Annotated in this window: 13 protein-coding genes and 1 pseudogene; 3 read left to right on the forward strand and 11 right to left on the reverse strand. The window is 65.3% G+C overall.

From position 1 onward, the window contains the following. Positions 1-235 precede the first annotated feature (235 nt). Together ACVIGA_RS01740 and ACVIGA_RS01745 are read right to left on the reverse strand one after the other, a co-directional pair. The gene (locus ACVIGA_RS01740; protein ID WP_456665064.1) at positions 236-823 is read right to left on the reverse strand and encodes a YceD family protein; all 588 of its coding nucleotides are present in this window, start codon (positions 821-823) and stop codon (positions 236-238) included. Then, positions 820-1,371, reverse strand: a complete 552-nt coding sequence (locus ACVIGA_RS01745) for a ubiquinol-cytochrome C chaperone family protein (RefSeq protein ID WP_456665065.1) — start codon at positions 1,369-1,371, stop codon at positions 820-822. The genes ACVIGA_RS01740 and ACVIGA_RS01745 overlap by 4 nt, the downstream gene beginning before the upstream one ends. Before the next feature lie 137 nt (positions 1,372-1,508). On the opposite strand from ACVIGA_RS01745, the gene ACVIGA_RS01750 reads away from it, so the two are divergent. Both ACVIGA_RS01750 and ACVIGA_RS01755 read left to right on the forward strand, forming a co-directional pair. Next, a complete protein-coding gene (locus ACVIGA_RS01750) occupies positions 1,509-1,988 on the forward strand; it encodes an outer membrane protein assembly factor BamE (RefSeq protein ID WP_092125664.1) in 480 nt (159 codons plus the stop codon). 94 nt (positions 1,989-2,082) lie between these two features. Beyond that, positions 2,083-3,090, forward strand: a complete 1,008-nt coding sequence (locus tag ACVIGA_RS01755) for a Bug family tripartite tricarboxylate transporter substrate binding protein (RefSeq protein WP_456665066.1) — start codon at positions 2,083-2,085, stop codon at positions 3,088-3,090. Between the two features lie 74 nt (positions 3,091-3,164). On the opposite strand, the gene ACVIGA_RS01760 is transcribed toward ACVIGA_RS01755, so the two are convergent. From ACVIGA_RS01760 to glyA, 9 genes and pseudogenes are all read right to left on the reverse strand, one after another. Continuing rightward, positions 3,165-3,320 (reverse strand): hypothetical protein, encoded by a 156-nt coding sequence (locus ACVIGA_RS01760; protein WP_223967599.1) that lies wholly within the window; start codon positions 3,318-3,320, stop codon positions 3,165-3,167. Between the two features lie 167 nt (positions 3,321-3,487). Then, positions 3,488-5,608, reverse strand: coding sequence for a sodium-translocating pyrophosphatase (locus ACVIGA_RS01765; RefSeq protein WP_223967598.1), 2,121 nt, complete (start codon positions 5,606-5,608; stop codon positions 3,488-3,490). Positions 5,609-5,831: 223 nt separating this feature from the next. After that, positions 5,832-6,833 (reverse strand): thiamine-phosphate kinase, encoded by a 1,002-nt coding sequence (gene thiL, locus ACVIGA_RS01770; RefSeq protein ID WP_456665067.1) that lies wholly within the window; start codon positions 6,831-6,833, stop codon positions 5,832-5,834. 138 nt (positions 6,834-6,971) lie between these two features. Then, positions 6,972-7,466 carry a transcription antitermination factor NusB gene (gene nusB / locus ACVIGA_RS01775; RefSeq protein ID WP_097673462.1) on the reverse strand — a complete coding sequence of 165 codons (495 nt, stop codon included), beginning with the start codon at positions 7,464-7,466 and terminating at the stop codon, positions 6,972-6,974. A gap of 2 nt (positions 7,467-7,468) precedes the next feature. Continuing rightward, a complete protein-coding gene (ribH, locus tag ACVIGA_RS01780; protein ID WP_456665068.1) occupies positions 7,469-7,960 on the reverse strand; it encodes a 6,7-dimethyl-8-ribityllumazine synthase in 492 nt (163 codons plus the stop codon). Positions 7,961-8,162: 202 nt separating this feature from the next. Further along, positions 8,163-8,771 (reverse strand): riboflavin synthase, encoded by a 609-nt coding sequence (locus tag ACVIGA_RS01785; protein WP_456665069.1) that lies wholly within the window; start codon positions 8,769-8,771, stop codon positions 8,163-8,165. Next, positions 8,771-9,944: pseudogene (ribD, locus tag ACVIGA_RS01790) on the reverse strand (bifunctional diaminohydroxyphosphoribosylaminopyrimidine deaminase/5-amino-6-(5-phosphoribosylamino)uracil reductase RibD). The gene ACVIGA_RS01785 and the pseudogene ribD overlap by 1 nt, the downstream one beginning before the upstream one ends. Continuing rightward, complete coding sequence (gene nrdR / locus ACVIGA_RS01795) at positions 9,941-10,423, reverse strand: transcriptional regulator NrdR (protein WP_176530931.1); 483 nt, start codon at positions 10,421-10,423, stop codon at positions 9,941-9,943. The pseudogene ribD and the gene nrdR overlap by 4 nt, the downstream one beginning before the upstream one ends. 26 nt (positions 10,424-10,449) lie before the next feature. Then, a complete protein-coding gene (gene glyA, locus ACVIGA_RS01800; protein WP_456665070.1) occupies positions 10,450-11,751 on the reverse strand; it encodes a serine hydroxymethyltransferase in 1,302 nt (433 codons plus the stop codon). A gap of 624 nt (positions 11,752-12,375) precedes the next feature. Between glyA and ACVIGA_RS01805 the strand changes: the two genes are divergently transcribed. Further along, positions 12,376-14,655, forward strand: coding sequence for a TonB-dependent siderophore receptor (locus tag ACVIGA_RS01805; RefSeq protein WP_456665071.1), 2,280 nt, complete (start codon positions 12,376-12,378; stop codon positions 14,653-14,655). Positions 14,656-14,790: the final 135 nt, after the last annotated feature.

Raw genomic sequence — 14,790 nt, forward strand, 5'->3', positions numbered from 1 at the left:
CGCGGCGAAACGCGAACTCGCGTCCCGGCCGGGCCGCGACAATAGCGTGTCCGCGGTCCGACACAACCTCTTGACCACAAACAACCGAGGCGCCGAACCGTCACGCAACACATCAAGACCTACCAGAAATACATTACATTTCAAACCATTATGGCGCACACTTGAAGTAACCGGGAATACGCCTCGCGCAGGCCCGCAGCCAAGCCATCCCCTCAAATGTTGGCGCTGGCTTCTCTCAACTCCCCTTCGGCTTCTTGCCGTCGGCCTTGTCCTTCAGCGCCTTCAGCGCGGCGAACGGATGATTTTCCGGATCAGGCGCTTCAACCTCTTGTTCAAAGACCGCATCCGCCTTGCGCGGATAGGGGTCGATACCGAGAAACAGCGCATCGGTGGCGAGCCGGCCGATGTCGATGAAACCGCCGACGATCGGCTCCGGCGGGTCCGGAGTCTCCTCGTCGCTTTCCTCGGCGTCGTCGACGAGGTCGGCCATCTCCGGGATCTGCTCCGGCGGCGCGAACACCACATCGATCGGCTCAATGACCTCGCTCTCGATCGGATCGAGCGTCACCACGCAGGTCTGCCCAACCCTCGCCTGAACCCTGCCGGTGACGTGATAGCTGCCGTCGCGCTTGGGCTGCAGATCGAACTCGGCGTGTGCCGAGACGACCTCGCGCAGTTCGGCGACCTCGGCCATCGCCTTGCGCGTCGCCTCGTCGGCCGCGATCTCGCGATGCAGCCCGGTATCCGGGATCTGCGCGACATTGACGAGAACGCGCCAAGGGTCCCGCGCGGCATTTGATCGCCCTGTACTGCCGCCGCTCATGCCGTGGTCCTCGCAGCTTGCGGCGCTTGGAAGCGCCATGCCCCCCGGGTCAGCGCCGCGAGGTCGGCGCGCGCCAACTCGGCCATCGCCTGGCGGGCATAGACGGCCAGTTCGCGGGCCTTGTCGAGGTTCTGACCATTGAGGATGTTCTTGCAGAACGACTGCGCCAGGGCCTCGTCGCCGTTGGTCAGCGCCAGGTCATAGGCCGCGGTGCGGCCATAGAAGGCCTCGCCGAACGCCTGCATCCGCTTCGGCACTGTGAGGTCGCCGACGCCCATTTCTCTGAGATTGTCGTCCATGTCGATGCAGAAATGATCGAACAGGGCCTGGGACAGCTCCACGCCGCCTTCCGCGGATTTCAATCGCCGCAGCACCACCCACAGATGCATCAGAAGCAGGTCAAAACGGCCATTAACCGTGTCCGGAACGCCCAAGTCACGGTAAAACAACGGTTCTCGCGCCTGCGTCACGATCATGCCATAGATGGTCTCAATGGTGCTGCGCGCGGGCACCCGGGGTCTTCTGAAGTGATTGAACGGCCAAAGCATAGCGGGTTCCGGCTGCCGGTCCCCAAAGGGACGCCTGTTGAGGGGGCGCCCGTCGGACGCCGGCATGATTGCAATCCATTGAGCTGCCCGGTACGTCAATGCCCCGGCCGATGCAAGAGGACGGATCAGATCCGCCGATGAACCACACCCTTTCACGACAGTCTCGCGCGGCTTCCGCGCGCGGGTTCCTTTCGCGCTTCCGCGCTATCGCGGTCGTTGGTCTGTTCTGCGCCGCTGCGCTCGGCGGCTGCGCCGGCGAGCAATTCCAGAAGGGCTACATCCTGCCCGACGGCGCGCTCGAGCAGATTCCGATCGGCGCGAGCCAGGATCAGGTGCTGATCGTGCTCGGCACGCCCTCGACGGTCGCAACGCTCGACGGCGAGGTGTTCTATTACATCTCGCAGCGGACCTCGCGTCCGGTCGCCTTCATGAACCAGCGCGTGGTCGACCAGCGCGTCATCGCGGTCTATTTCGACAAGAACCGCCAGGTGCGCCGGCTCGCCAATTACGGCCTGAAGGACGGCAAGATCTTCGACTTCGTCAGCCGCAGCACGCCGACGTCGGGCCAGGAAATGTCCTACCTGACACCGCTCTTCAAGCTGCTGAGCTTCAACTAGAGCTTAAGGACTGCGCCAGTTTGTCGCTTGCCCCACGGGCAAGCGGTCCCCTAGGCTTGCTCGCAAACAAGAAGCCTGAGCAGGGGGTAAGCGCGTGAGAGCGAAGAGATTTTCCCGTCGTACGGTATTGTCGGGCACGGCCGCGTTGGCGGCCGCGTCGATCCTGCCACGCGCCAGTCTCGGAGCCGGCGACTGGCGGCCGACGGAAACGGTTCGGATCATCGTGCCGGCCGCAGCCGGCGGCTCGACCGACGTGATGGGGCGGCTCTTGGCGGCGCATTTGCAGCCGCTCTGGGGCCAGTCGGTCGTGGTGGAGAATCGCTCCGGCGCCGGCGGCACCATCGGCACCGCGGAGGTTGCCCGCAGCAAAGGCGACGGCCACACCATCCTGATCGGCAATCCCGGCCCGAACGCGATTGCCTTCAGCATCTTCCGGAACCTGACCTACAAGGCCGAGCAGTTGCAGGCGGTCTCCAACATGATCCGGATCCCGAACATCGTCTCGGCGCATTCATCGACCGGCATCAAGTCGATCCCCGAATTGATCGCCTATCTGAAGAAGAATCCCGACAAGCTCACCTATGGCTCGTCCGGCACCGGGCAGAGCCCTCACCTCACCGGCGCCTGGTTCCTGCAACTCACCGGGCTGAAGATGACGCATGTGCCGTTCCGCGGCGCCGGCCCCGCATTGCAGGCCGGACTCGCCGGCGACATCCAGATCCTGTTCGACAATCTCTATCCGTCGCTGCCGCAGGTCCAGGACGGCAAGCTCAACGGGCTCTGCGTCACCACGGCAGACCGCAGCGAGTCCGCACCCGATCTGCCTGTGATGCGCGAGGGCGCGCCGGAGCTCGCCAAATTCGACGTCGCGTCCTGGTTCGGCGTGTTCCTGCCGAAGGCCGCACCCGCACCCGTGGTCGACGAGCTGAACCGTCAGATCAAGGCGATGCTGGAGCGCGACGACGTCAGGAAGAACATCAGTGGCATGGGCGCCCGCGCCGACTACGGCACGCCGCAGCAATTCTCCGATTTCGTCGATGCCGAGACGAAGAAGTTCGCCGCCATCATCGAGAAGGAAGGCTTGCAGATGGAGGTGAAGTGACGGCGCAGCCGTCATTCCGGGGCGATGCGAAGCATCGAACCCGGAATGACAGGAAGAGCACGGCGCGGCTCATGCTACGATGACTTGTTGATCTTCTTGATCTTGGCGTCGGTTGCTTCCATCGACATCGCCAGCTCCATAATCGCCTGCGACAGCAGCTCGATGGCCTCCTTCTGATCCTGCGACTTGGAGGCGCGGAGCGCATAGTTCCGTGCGGATGAGAGCGACATCGATAGATCTCCGTTCTGTTCGCGTCTGGTTGTCGGCGGATAGCGTTGGCGGGAAGCCGATCAATCCGGCAGTACACCGAACGAAGTCCATGCAAAACAAAAACCCCGCGGCTCGCACCGCGGGGTTTTGCATTCCTTCGTTTGGCGCCGCTCAGTGCGCCAAGAACTTAGTGCGCCAGGATCGCCAGCAGCAGCAGCGCCACGATGTTGGTGATCTTGATCATCGGGTTGACCGCCGGGCCCGCCGTATCCTTGTAGGGATCGCCGACGGTGTCGCCGGTCACCGCGGACTTGTGGGCGTCAGAGCCCTTGCCGCCGTAGTGGCCGTCCTCGATGTACTTCTTGGCGTTGTCCCAGGCGCCGCCGCCCGAGGTCATCGAGATCGCGACGAACAGGCCGGTGACGATGACGCCGAGCAGCATGGCGCCGACCGCGGAGAACGCCGCCGACTTGCCCGCCGCGCCGCCGCCAGCGATCGCATAGATCAGGAAGTAGACGACGATCGGCGACAGCACCGGCAGCAGCGAGGGGATAATCATCTCCTTGATCGCCGCCTTGGTCAGCAGGTCGACCGCCTTGCCGTAATCCGGCTTGTCGGTGCCCTGCATGATGCCGGGCTTCTCGCGGAATTGACGGCGCACCTCTTCAACGATTGCGCTGGCGGCGCGTCCCACCGCCGTCATGCCCATCGCACCGAACAGATACGGCAGCAGGCCGCCGAACAGCAGGCCGACCACGACGTAGGGGTTGTTGAGCGAGAAGTCGGGATTGACCCCCTTGAAGTAGAGGTGGTTGGCGGAGTCTGCGATGAAGAATTTAAGGTCCTCATTATAGGCCGCAAACAGCACCAGCGCACCGAGACCGGCGGAGCCGATCGCGTAGCCCTTGGTCACCGCCTTGGTGGTGTTGCCGACCGCATCGAGCGCGTCGGTCGACTTGCGCACCTCCTTGGGCAGACCCGCCATCTCGGCGATGCCGCCGGCGTTGTCGGTGACCGGGCCGAAGGCGTCGAGCGCGACGATCATGCCGGCCAGCGCCAGCATGGTGGCGGTCGCGATCGCGATACCGAACAGGCCGGCCAGGCTGTAGGTGACCAGGATGCCGGCGATGATGACGATCGCAGGCAGCGCGGTCGCCTCCATCGAGATCGCGAGGCCCTGGATCACATTGGTGCCGTGACCGGTGACCGAGGCCGCCGCAATCGACTTCACCGGGCGATAATCGGTGCCGGTGTAGTACTCGGTGATCCAGATGATCAGGCCGGTGACGACGAGACCGACCACGCCGCACTCGAACAGCGCCATGCCGGTGAAGCTGACGCCATCGAGCTTGCCGAAGCCGATCAGCCAGTTGATCACGGCCGCGACGCCGACCAGCGACAGGATGCCGGTGGCGATCAGGCCCTTGTACAGGGCACCCATGATCGATTGGCTGGCGCCGAGCTTGACGAAGAAGGTGCCGATGATCGAGGTGATGATGCAGATGCCGCCGATCGCGAGCGGCAGCGTCATCATGTTCACCAGGATCGGGGTCTTGGCGAAGAAGATCGCCGCGAGCACCATGGTGGCGACCGCGGTCACCGCGTAGGTCTCGAACAGGTCGGCCGCCATGCCGGCGCAGTCGCCGACATTGTCGCCGACGTTGTCGGCGATGGTGGCCGGGTTGCGCGGATCGTCCTCGGGGATGCCGGCCTCGACCTTGCCGACGAGGTCGCCGCCGACGTCAGCACCCTTGGTGAAGATACCGCCGCCGAGACGGGCAAAGATCGAGATCAGCGAAGCGCCGAAGCCGAGCGCCACCATGGCGTCGACCACGGTGCGGCTGCCGGCTTCCAGCCCCATGAACTTGACCAGCACCATGAAGTAGATGGTGACGCCAAGCAGCGCGAGACCGGCAACCAGCATGCCGGTGATCGCACCCGCCTTGAAGGCGAGTTCGAGGCCGCCGGCGAGCGAAGTGGTCGCCGCCTGCGCGGTGCGGACGTTGGCGCGCACCGAGACGTTCATGCCGATGAAGCCGGCCGCACCCGACAGGATGGCGCCGATCGCAAAGCCGATCGCCACCAGTAGGCCAAGGAAATAGGCCAGCACCACGAAGATCACGATACCGACCATGCCGATCGTCGTGTATTGCCGCCGCAGATAGGCTTGTGCGCCCTCGCGCACCGCGCCCGCGATTTCCTGCATGCGGGCACTGCCCGCATCCGCGTTCAAGACCGACTGCGTCGCCCAGATCGCGTAGACGATGGAAAGCGCCCCGCAGAGCACAATCAACCATAAAGCTGTCATTGAATGTTGCCTCAGATCCTTGATGTAACCCCCGCGCCTTCTTTGTGCCGCTAGGGGGCGGCAGGCGCTTATTTTGCGAGGACAATCCTCCCCAAAAACGGATTGCCTCAAATCGGGCGCGACCTTGCCAAAATCGTTACCGCTGTGCAACGCCACCTGCGGCCGAAAACGCCGATATTGGCAGGTATTTAGAGGGAAATTCGGCGCGTTTCGGCCGGACGTTCTAGAAATGGCTGTAGGACAGCCGCTTCAGCGCCAGTTCCCGGCCCTGTCCGTCGAGGAAGCTTGGCGGTGACAAGCCAGCAATGAGGCCACCGATCGCGGTCACGGCGACCTTGGCTTGCCGTGCCTCCCGCACAAAGGCGTCTGCGCGATCGCCCGGGACCGCGCACAAGAGTTCGTAGTCATCGCCGCCGGCGACCAGGGTCTCGATCCCGATCGCCTTGCGCGCGAGCAGCCCCGCGGCCGCCGGCGACAATGGGATGCTCGGCACGTTGATCACGGCCGTCACGCCGCTGGCTGCGCAAAGCTTGGCCAGATCGCCGGCGAGACCGTCGGACACGTCCATTGCCGCGCTGGCGTAACTGCGGACGGCCTTGGCAAGGGCGTTGCGCGGCTGCGGAACACGGTAGCGGCCGGCAAGAAAATCCCGGCCGGCGGCATCGTCCGCCAGCGCCGCCGCGACCGGGCCACCCCGGAGCACATCGAGGCCGAGCGCGGCATCCCCGATCGTGCCGGTCACGAACACGCGGTCGCCGGCCCTTGCCCCCGCGCGGTGCAACATCTTGCCCTGCGGCAGCCGCCCGAACGCGGTGATCGAGATCATCAGCGGCCCCGGCGTCGAGACCGTGTCGCCGCCGAGCAGCGGGCAGCCATAATGGCTGGCGTCCTCGCCGAGCGCGCGGGCAAACGGCTTGAGCCAGGCCTCCTCGGCGTGGCGCAGCGCCAGCGTCAGCACGAAGCCTGCCGGCGCTGCCCCCTTGGCCGCGATGTCGGACAGGTTCACCCGCAGCGCCTTGCGCGCCAGCGTGTCCGGCGGATCATCGGCAAGGAAATGAACGCCCTCGACGATCGCATCCGTGGTGACGACGATGTCCTCGCCGGCCGCCCGCAGCGCGGCCGCGTCGTCGTCGAGCCCGAACGCGCCCGGGTCGGTCGCCAGCGGCTTGAAGTAGCGCGCGATCAGGGAGTCTTCGCCGGAGGGACTGTCGTGACGCTCTGGCATATCGCGCGCGTTCCCCTCAGCTGTCATCGCCCGGCTTGACCGGGCGATCCAGTACGCCGCGGAAGCTGTTGTTGCCAATAACCGCCGCGGCGTACTGGATCACCCGCATGCGCGGGTGATGACGGCGGAATACGTGGTTTAGCTCCGCACAAACTCGTCGCCGCGGAACTGGCGTGCGATCTGGTCGAGCACGGCGTTGACCATGCCGGTCTCGTCCTTCTCGACAAAGGCGTGCGCGACGTCGACATATTCGGAAACCACCACACGGCCCGGCACGTCGCGGCGGTGCTCGAGCTCATAGGACCCGGCCCGCAGCACCGCGCGCAAAATCGCGTCGATCCGCTTCAGCGGCCAGCCCTTGGACAGCGCCTCGTCGATCAGCGGATCGAGCTTGGCCTGGTCGCGCACCACGCCAGAGACGACGTCGCGGAAGAACGCCGCTTCCGCCGGCAGGTACTTCTCGCCCTCGACCTCGTTGCCGAGCCAGTGGCTCTCGAACTCGGCGAAGATGTCGTTGATGCCCGCGCCGCCAATGTCCATCTGGTAGAGCGCCTGCACGGCCGCGAGCCGTGCCGCGCCGCGCCGGTTGGCTTTCCTGTCGGGGGCTTTCGCTGGCTTCTTGTTGTCAGCCATGGTCAGGCCTTTGCCAGACGGCGTTTGATCCGCAGCATCGCGATCGCCGCGCGCGCGGCGTCGCCGCCCTTGTTCAACTCGCTGGCACGCGCCCGCGCCCAGGCTTGCGCCTCGGTGTTGACGGTGAGAATGCCGTTGCCGATCGGGAATTTCCGGCTCACCGCCAGATCCATCAATCCACGCGAGGATTCCTGCGAGACGATCTCGAAATGGATGGTGTCGCCGCGCACCACGCAGCCGAGCGCGATCGCCGCGTCATAGGGCTTGCCGTTCGCCGCCGCCGCATCGATCGCAATCGCGATCGCGGCCGGAATCTCCAGCGCACCCGGCACCGTGATCACGTCGTGGCTGGCGCCGGCCGTCTTCAGCTCGGCGAGCGCGCCTTCCAGCAGCGCATCCTGGATGTCGTCATAAAACCGGGCCTCGACGATCAGCACGCGTGCGCCTGTGATGTCGGTCTGGTCCTTCAGGGGTGCGCGCCGCGCGTCAGCCATTTAGGTATCCATTTCATTTTGTTGACATTCACCGATAACGTTGCATGTCAACGTTTTGCGAGTTTGTAGTCGCCCCAACGACTGAAGCCAAGCAGGAATGCTTCAAACACGGTCATTCCGGGATGGTCCGTAGGACCAGACCCGGAATCTCGAGATTCCGGGCTCGATGCTGACGCATCGCCCCGGAATGACGGCTACGCCGTCATTTCATCTCGGACAGCCGCGCCGCATAGCGGGCCATCAGATCGACCTCAATATTGACCTCACTGCCGGCCTTCCAGCCGCTCAGGGTCGTGACGGACAGCGTGTGCGGGATGATCAGCACCGAAAAGGTGACGTCATCGACCGTATTCACGGTCAGCGACACGCCGTCCAGCGTGATCGATCCCTTTGCCGCGATGAAACGCGCCAGTTCGCGGGTGGTTTGCAGCACGAACCGCGCCATGTCCGGCAGATCGTCGCGCTTGACGATGGTCGCGATGCCGTCGGCATGCCCGGCCACGATGTGACCGCCGAGTTCGTCGCCGATCTTGAGTGCGCGCTCGAGGTTGAGCCGGCCACCCTGCGCCCAGTGCCTGGCGGTGGTCATGCCGAGCGTCTCGGCCGCGGCATCGACATCGAACCAGGTCTTGCCGTCAGCCGTGCCGGAGGCGACCACGGTGAGGCAGACGCCGTTGCAGGCGATCGAGGCGCCGTCGGCGATCGTGGTCTGGTCGTAGTCGCAGGCAATCCGCAACCGGTGCAGCTGCCCCTGCGCCACAGGCTTCAGGCTGATGATCTCGCCGATATCGGTGACAATTCCGGTAAACATTACGCACGCTCGTAGATCGTGAGACTGTCGTTATCGAGGGTTTCGCTAGCACGAACCTTGAAGCCCGGCGACTGCGTGATTGCGTCGAGCGGCATTGCGTCCAGCGCGGGAACACCATCGGCGCCGATCGGTTCGGGTCCGCGCAACAGCCAGATTTCATCAACCAGGCCCGCTGCCACGAAAGAATTTGCCACCCGCGCGCCGCCTTCGACCATCAGCCGCGTGACGCCCTTCTCCGCCAGCGCATGCAACACCGCCGGCAGGTCGAGCCCCGGTTGCGCGGCCGGACGCAACGCGGATCACCTCCGCCCCGGCAGCACCGAGCATCATCGCGGCCGGCGCCTCGGCAAGATCCGACGTCATCACCCAGAGCGGCGTCTCGCGCGCCGAATGCACCAGGCGGCTGTCGCCCGAGATCCGCAGCGCGCGATCCAGCACCACCCGCACCGGCGAGCGCGCCGCCATGCCGGGGAGCCGGCAGGTCAGCATTGGATCGTCGGCCCTGACCGTGCCGATGCCGATCAGGATCGCATCGCTCTGCGCGCGCAACAGATGCACACGGGTTCGCGCAGCTTCGCCGGTGATCGCAACTGGCTCATGTCCGCCGGCGGCGATCTTGTCGTCGGCGGACACCGCAAGCTTGAGGATCACATGCGGGCGCTGGTCCGTGATCCGGCGGAAATGCCCGGCATGGTCGCGCGCGGCCTCGGCGGCGCACAGCCCGACATCGACAGCGATCCCAGCGGCGCGCAGTTTCGCATGCCCCTTCCCACCGACGTCCGGATTGGGGTCCTCGATCGCCGAAACCACGCGGGCAAGCCCGGCTGCGACGACGGCATCCGCGCAAGGCGGCGAGCGGCCGAAGTGCGAGCAGGGTTCGAGCGTGACATAGAGCGTGGCGCCGCGCGCGGCGCTACCTGCCCGTCTCAGCGCCTCGACCTCGGCATGCGGGCGGCCGCCGGGCTGGGTCCAGCCGCGACCGACAATCACGCCGTCCTTGACGATGACGGCGCCGACCGCCGGATTGGGCCAGGTGCGCCCCAGCCCGCGACGGCCGAGCGCGAGCGCGAGCTGCATGAAGCGCAGATCGGCGGCCTTTGCCGTTTCCTTGGCCGCTTCCTTCGCCTCTTTGGCCTTCTGCCCGAGCTGCTCTTCCAGAATGCGGAAGATCATTTTCGCAACGTCGCGATCCGCGGGTCGTCTTCGCCGGTCAGCTCGTCGAGCACGGCCTCGAAGTCCTTGGCCTCGCGGAAATTACGATAGACCGAGGCGAAGCGCACATAGGCGACGTCGTCGAGCTGGCGCAGATGCTCCATCACGATCTCGCCGATCGCCTCCGAGGAGACCTCCGCCTCGCCGCCGCTTTCGAGCTCGCGGACGATGGTCGACACCATCTTCTCCACCCGCTCCGACTCCACCGGGCGCTTGCGCAATGAGATTTGCAGCGAGCGCACCAGCTTGTCGCGATCGAACGGCACGCGGCGGCCGTTGCGCTTGATGACGGTGAGCTCGCGCAGCTGCACCCGCTCGAAGGTCGTGAAGCGGAAGTTGCAGGCCATGCAGACGCGCCGCCGGCGGATGACGGCGGAGTCCTCGGTCGGACGCGAGTCCTTGACCTGCGTATCGAGAGAATTGCAGCTCGGGCAGCGCATCCGACGGGACCTTTACGAGCGAACGGCTACTGGTAGATCGGGAAGCGGTCGGTCAGCGCTTTGACGCGCTCCTTGATCGCAGCCTCGACCAGCGGCGCCTTGCCGTCCGGCGATTGCGCCAGCGCGTTCAGCACTTCCGCGATCATGCCGCCGACCTGCTTGAACTCGGCGACGCCGAAGCCGCGCGTGGTCGCCGCCGGCGTACCGAGACGCAGGCCCGAAGTGACGAACGGCTTCTCGGGATCGAACGGGATGCCGTTCTTGTTGCAGGTGATCGCAGCGCGCACCAGCGCCTTCTCGGAGATGTTGCCCTTCAGGCCCTTCGGCCTGAGGTCGACCAGCATCAGATGGTTGTCGGTGCCGCCGGACACGATGTCGAGGCCGTGGCTGCGCAGCGTCTCCGCCAACGCCTTGGCGTTCTCGACCACGTTCTTGGCGTAGACCTTGAAGTCCGGCCGCAGCGCTTCGGCGAACGCGACCGCCTTGGCGGCGATGACGTGCATCAGCGGGCCGCCCTGCAGGCCGGGGAAGATCGCCGAGTTCAGCTTCTTGGCCAGCGTCTCGTCATTGCTGAGGATCAGGCCGCCGCGCGGACCGCGCAGCGATTTGTGCGTCGTGGTGGTGGTGACGTGGGCGTGCGGCACCGGCGAGGCATGCACGCCGCCAGCGACGAGGCCCGCGAAATGCGCCATGTCGACCAGCAGATACGCGCCGACCGAGTCGGCGATCTCGCGGAAGCGCTTGAAGTCCCATGCGCGCGAATAGGCCGAGCCGCCGGCGATGATCAGCTTCGGCTTGACCTGCTCGGCCTGCTTCTGGACTTCGTCCATGTCGATGATCTGGTCCTCTCGGCGCACGGTGTAGTGCGCGGCCTTGAACCATTTGCCGGACATGTTGACCGGCGAACCGTGGGTGAGATGGCCGCCGGCGGCGAGGTCGAGGCCCATGAAGGTGTCGCCGGGCTGCAGCAGCGCCAGAAACACCGCCTGGTTCATCTGGCTGCCGGAGTTCGGCTGGACGTTGGCGAAGCCGGCGCCGAACAGTTTCTTGGCGCGCTCGATCGCCAGGTTCTCGGCTACGTCGACCCACTCGCAACCGCCGTAGTAGCGCGCGCCCGAATAACCTTCCGCATATTTGTTGGTCATCACCGAGCCCTGCGCCTCCAGCACCGCGCGGCTGACGATGTTCTCGGAGGCGATCAGCTCGATCTCATGGCGCTGCCGGCCGAGCTCGCCCTTGATCGCGGCGGCGATCTCGGGATCGGCCTCGGCAAGGGTTGCCGTGAAGAAGGAATCGGGCGCGGAAGCGGTCTTGGAGGATGAGGTCATCGGCGAAATATCTCCACCGCCGCAAACCTTTACATGGGATGCGGACGGTCACGAGTGGCGGTCGAAGCTGGTTTCAGAGCGTTATCACATCACCCCAAAATGGCCAAGCGGTTGCGGTCCCCGGCGGTCAATTATGCCAGATATGGTGGGGATGCCGGGGATTGCCAGCCGGCCGGGCCGGCCCGCCCGTGACCCGCTTCCGATCCTCCCGGACGGCATGGCCGCGGCAGCCTGCGGGGCGGACGTGCGCCCTCTTTCCCGAGCGCCCGCCCCATCGGGGCTGACGCCTCAAGGCGCAAGCAACACCCTCGAACTTCGCCAGCGCCGGTCCCCCAATCACGCTTCACTCAATCACGCGACGGCCGACTCTCTGGATCATCACACGCGCGATCATGATGCATCGAGTCACGAGACGATTTTGAATCGTTCGATTTTTGAATCGTTCAACACTGGATCGATTCAAGCCTCTCACGCGATGCGTGCAAATGTACGACGTACTCCGTTGTCTCTCAGTCACACACACCGGCTTTGCGCACAGCTTCGATAGCTTCTAACCGCGCGCACGCTGTTCGCGAAAATCACCGTGATAACGACGCCGAAGACAATTCTCTTTGGGGGCGTTGAATGACGGACGGATGGATTCGGCCGCAGCGGCTTGCTGCTGCGGCTCTGGTGGTGCTTTCGGTTGCTGGGGCGGACGAGGTCTTCGCGCAGACGCAATTGCCGTCCGTGACGGTCGATGCGCCGCAGCACCGGCAAGCGGCGCGATCGCAGCAGCCATCGCAACGGACCACACGCGCGCGCAGCGCGTCGCGTCGCACGACGGTCGCGCCAGTGGGCGCGCAGCCACAGGCGGCACAGCAGGCCGCAGGCTCAGGCGGCGGACACGAGCGCGCCAACGGCCCGGTCACCGGCTACCTGGCGCGGCAGAGCGCGAGCGGCACCAAGACCAGCACGCCGATCATCCAGACACCGCAATCGGTAACGGTCATCAGCGCCGAGCAGATCCGCGACCAGAAGATCGTCAGCAAGTTCGACGAGGTGCTGCGCTACACGCCTGGCGTCATCGGCGGCACCTATGGCGCCGATTTCCGCAACGACTGGTTCATGATCCGGGGCTTCCCCGCGCAGAACGAGTCGCTGTTCCTCGACGGCCTGCAGCTGTTCTACACCTCCTATGCAAGCTGGAAGCTGCAGCCGTTCAATCTCGAGCGCGTCGAGGTGCTGCGCGGTCCCTCCGGCATCCTGTATGGCGGGTCGGCGCCGGGCGGCCTCGTCAACGCCGTGAGCAAGCTGCCGCAGGCCGAGCCCGTTCGCTACATCGAGACCGGCGTCAACAATTTCGGCAACGCCTATACCCAGTTCGACATTGGCGGCGCGACGGCGCAGCCCGGCGGCGGCCAGGTGCAGTATCGCCTGGTCGGCCAGGCCCAGGGCGGCGGCACCCAGACCGACTATGTCTACGACAACAACTTCTTCTTCGCCCCGTCGGTGACCTGGCGGCCCGATGCCGACACCAGCCTCACGGTGTTCGGCATGGCCTCCCACAGCAACACCCGCGCGCTGAACTTCCTGCCCTATGTCGGCACCGTCACCAACGCGCCGTTCGGCCGGATTCCGACCAGCCTGTTCGTCGGCGACCCCAGCGTCGACCAGTTCCGCCGCGACCAGGAGATGGTCGGCTACCAGTTCCAGAGGAGCGTGACCGACAACGTCGACTTCCGCCAGAACGCGCGCATGGCGCATGTCGACGTCTATTACGCCGGCCTCTACGGGCTCGGCTACGCGACGACGCCGGCGGCCGCCGACATCAACCGCGGCAACTTCTACACCCGCGGCATCGCCACGCAGCTCAACCTCGACAATCAGCTTGAATATCGCTTCTCGACCGGCGCGCTGCAGCACACCGCGCTGGTCGGCGTCGATCTGAAATATTACGGCATCGACGACCGGCAGGGTTTTGGCATGGGCACGACTCTCAACGCGCTCAATCCGGTCTACGGCAACAACATGCCGTATAGCGGCCCGCTATATCAGAACGCGTATCTGACCCAGGGCATGGCCGGGCTCTATCTGCAGGATCAGGTCAAGCTCGACCGCCTGACGGTCGTGCTGTCGGGGCGCCAGGACTGGGTCGATCTCACCAACAACAACCGGATCGGTGCTTCCCAGGGCCGCGACGACAGCAAGTTCTCCGGCCGGGTCGGCGCGATCTACAATTTCGACAGCGGTGTCGCGCCCTACGTCTCCTACATGACCGGCTACAATCCGGTCATCGGCACCAATGCCGCCGGCCAGTTGCTGCTGCCGGAGACCTCCGAGCAGACCGAGGTCGGCGTCAAGTACGAGCCGGTCGGGCTCAATGCGCGGTTCGGCGTCGCGCTGTTCGATCTGAAGCGCAAGAACGCACTGACGACAGATCCGAACAACACGCTGTTCCAGACCCAGAACGGCGAGGTCACCTCGCGCGGCGTCGAGCTCGAGGCGGTGGCGAACATCACGCGGGATTTCAAGCTGGTGGCGAGCTACACCAATTACGAGCTGTTCGTCAGCAAGGACCTCAATGCCGCGCTGGTCGGCACCGTGCCGACCAGCACGCCGCGGCAGCTCGCCTCGGTCTGGACCGACTACACCTTCCGCGACGGCCCGCTGAACGGCTTCGGCTTCGGCGGCGGCGTACGCTATGTCGGCTCGTCCTTTGCCGACACCGCGAACACCGCGCGCGTGCCGGGGGTCGTGCTCGGCGACCTCGCCTTGCACTACGAGTGGGACAAGAACTGGCGCGCGGCGCTCAATGTGGTGAACGTCACAGACAAGATCTACGTCGCGAGCTGCGCGACGATCAGCTCCTGCTACTACGGCGATCGCCGGCGCATCACGGCAAGCCTCGCCTACAAATGGTGAGCACGCCGCGCAACATTCCGTTCACAAATCCATTATCGAGACAGTGAGGCGGCGTGCAACCGCCTCTCCTTTTTTGACCGCCGTCAGGGTGGTGTCAGCATGTCGCGCTACGTTCGCGGCGCGGCCAGACTTGCC

Source organism: Bradyrhizobium sp. USDA 3240 (assembly GCF_054063295.1).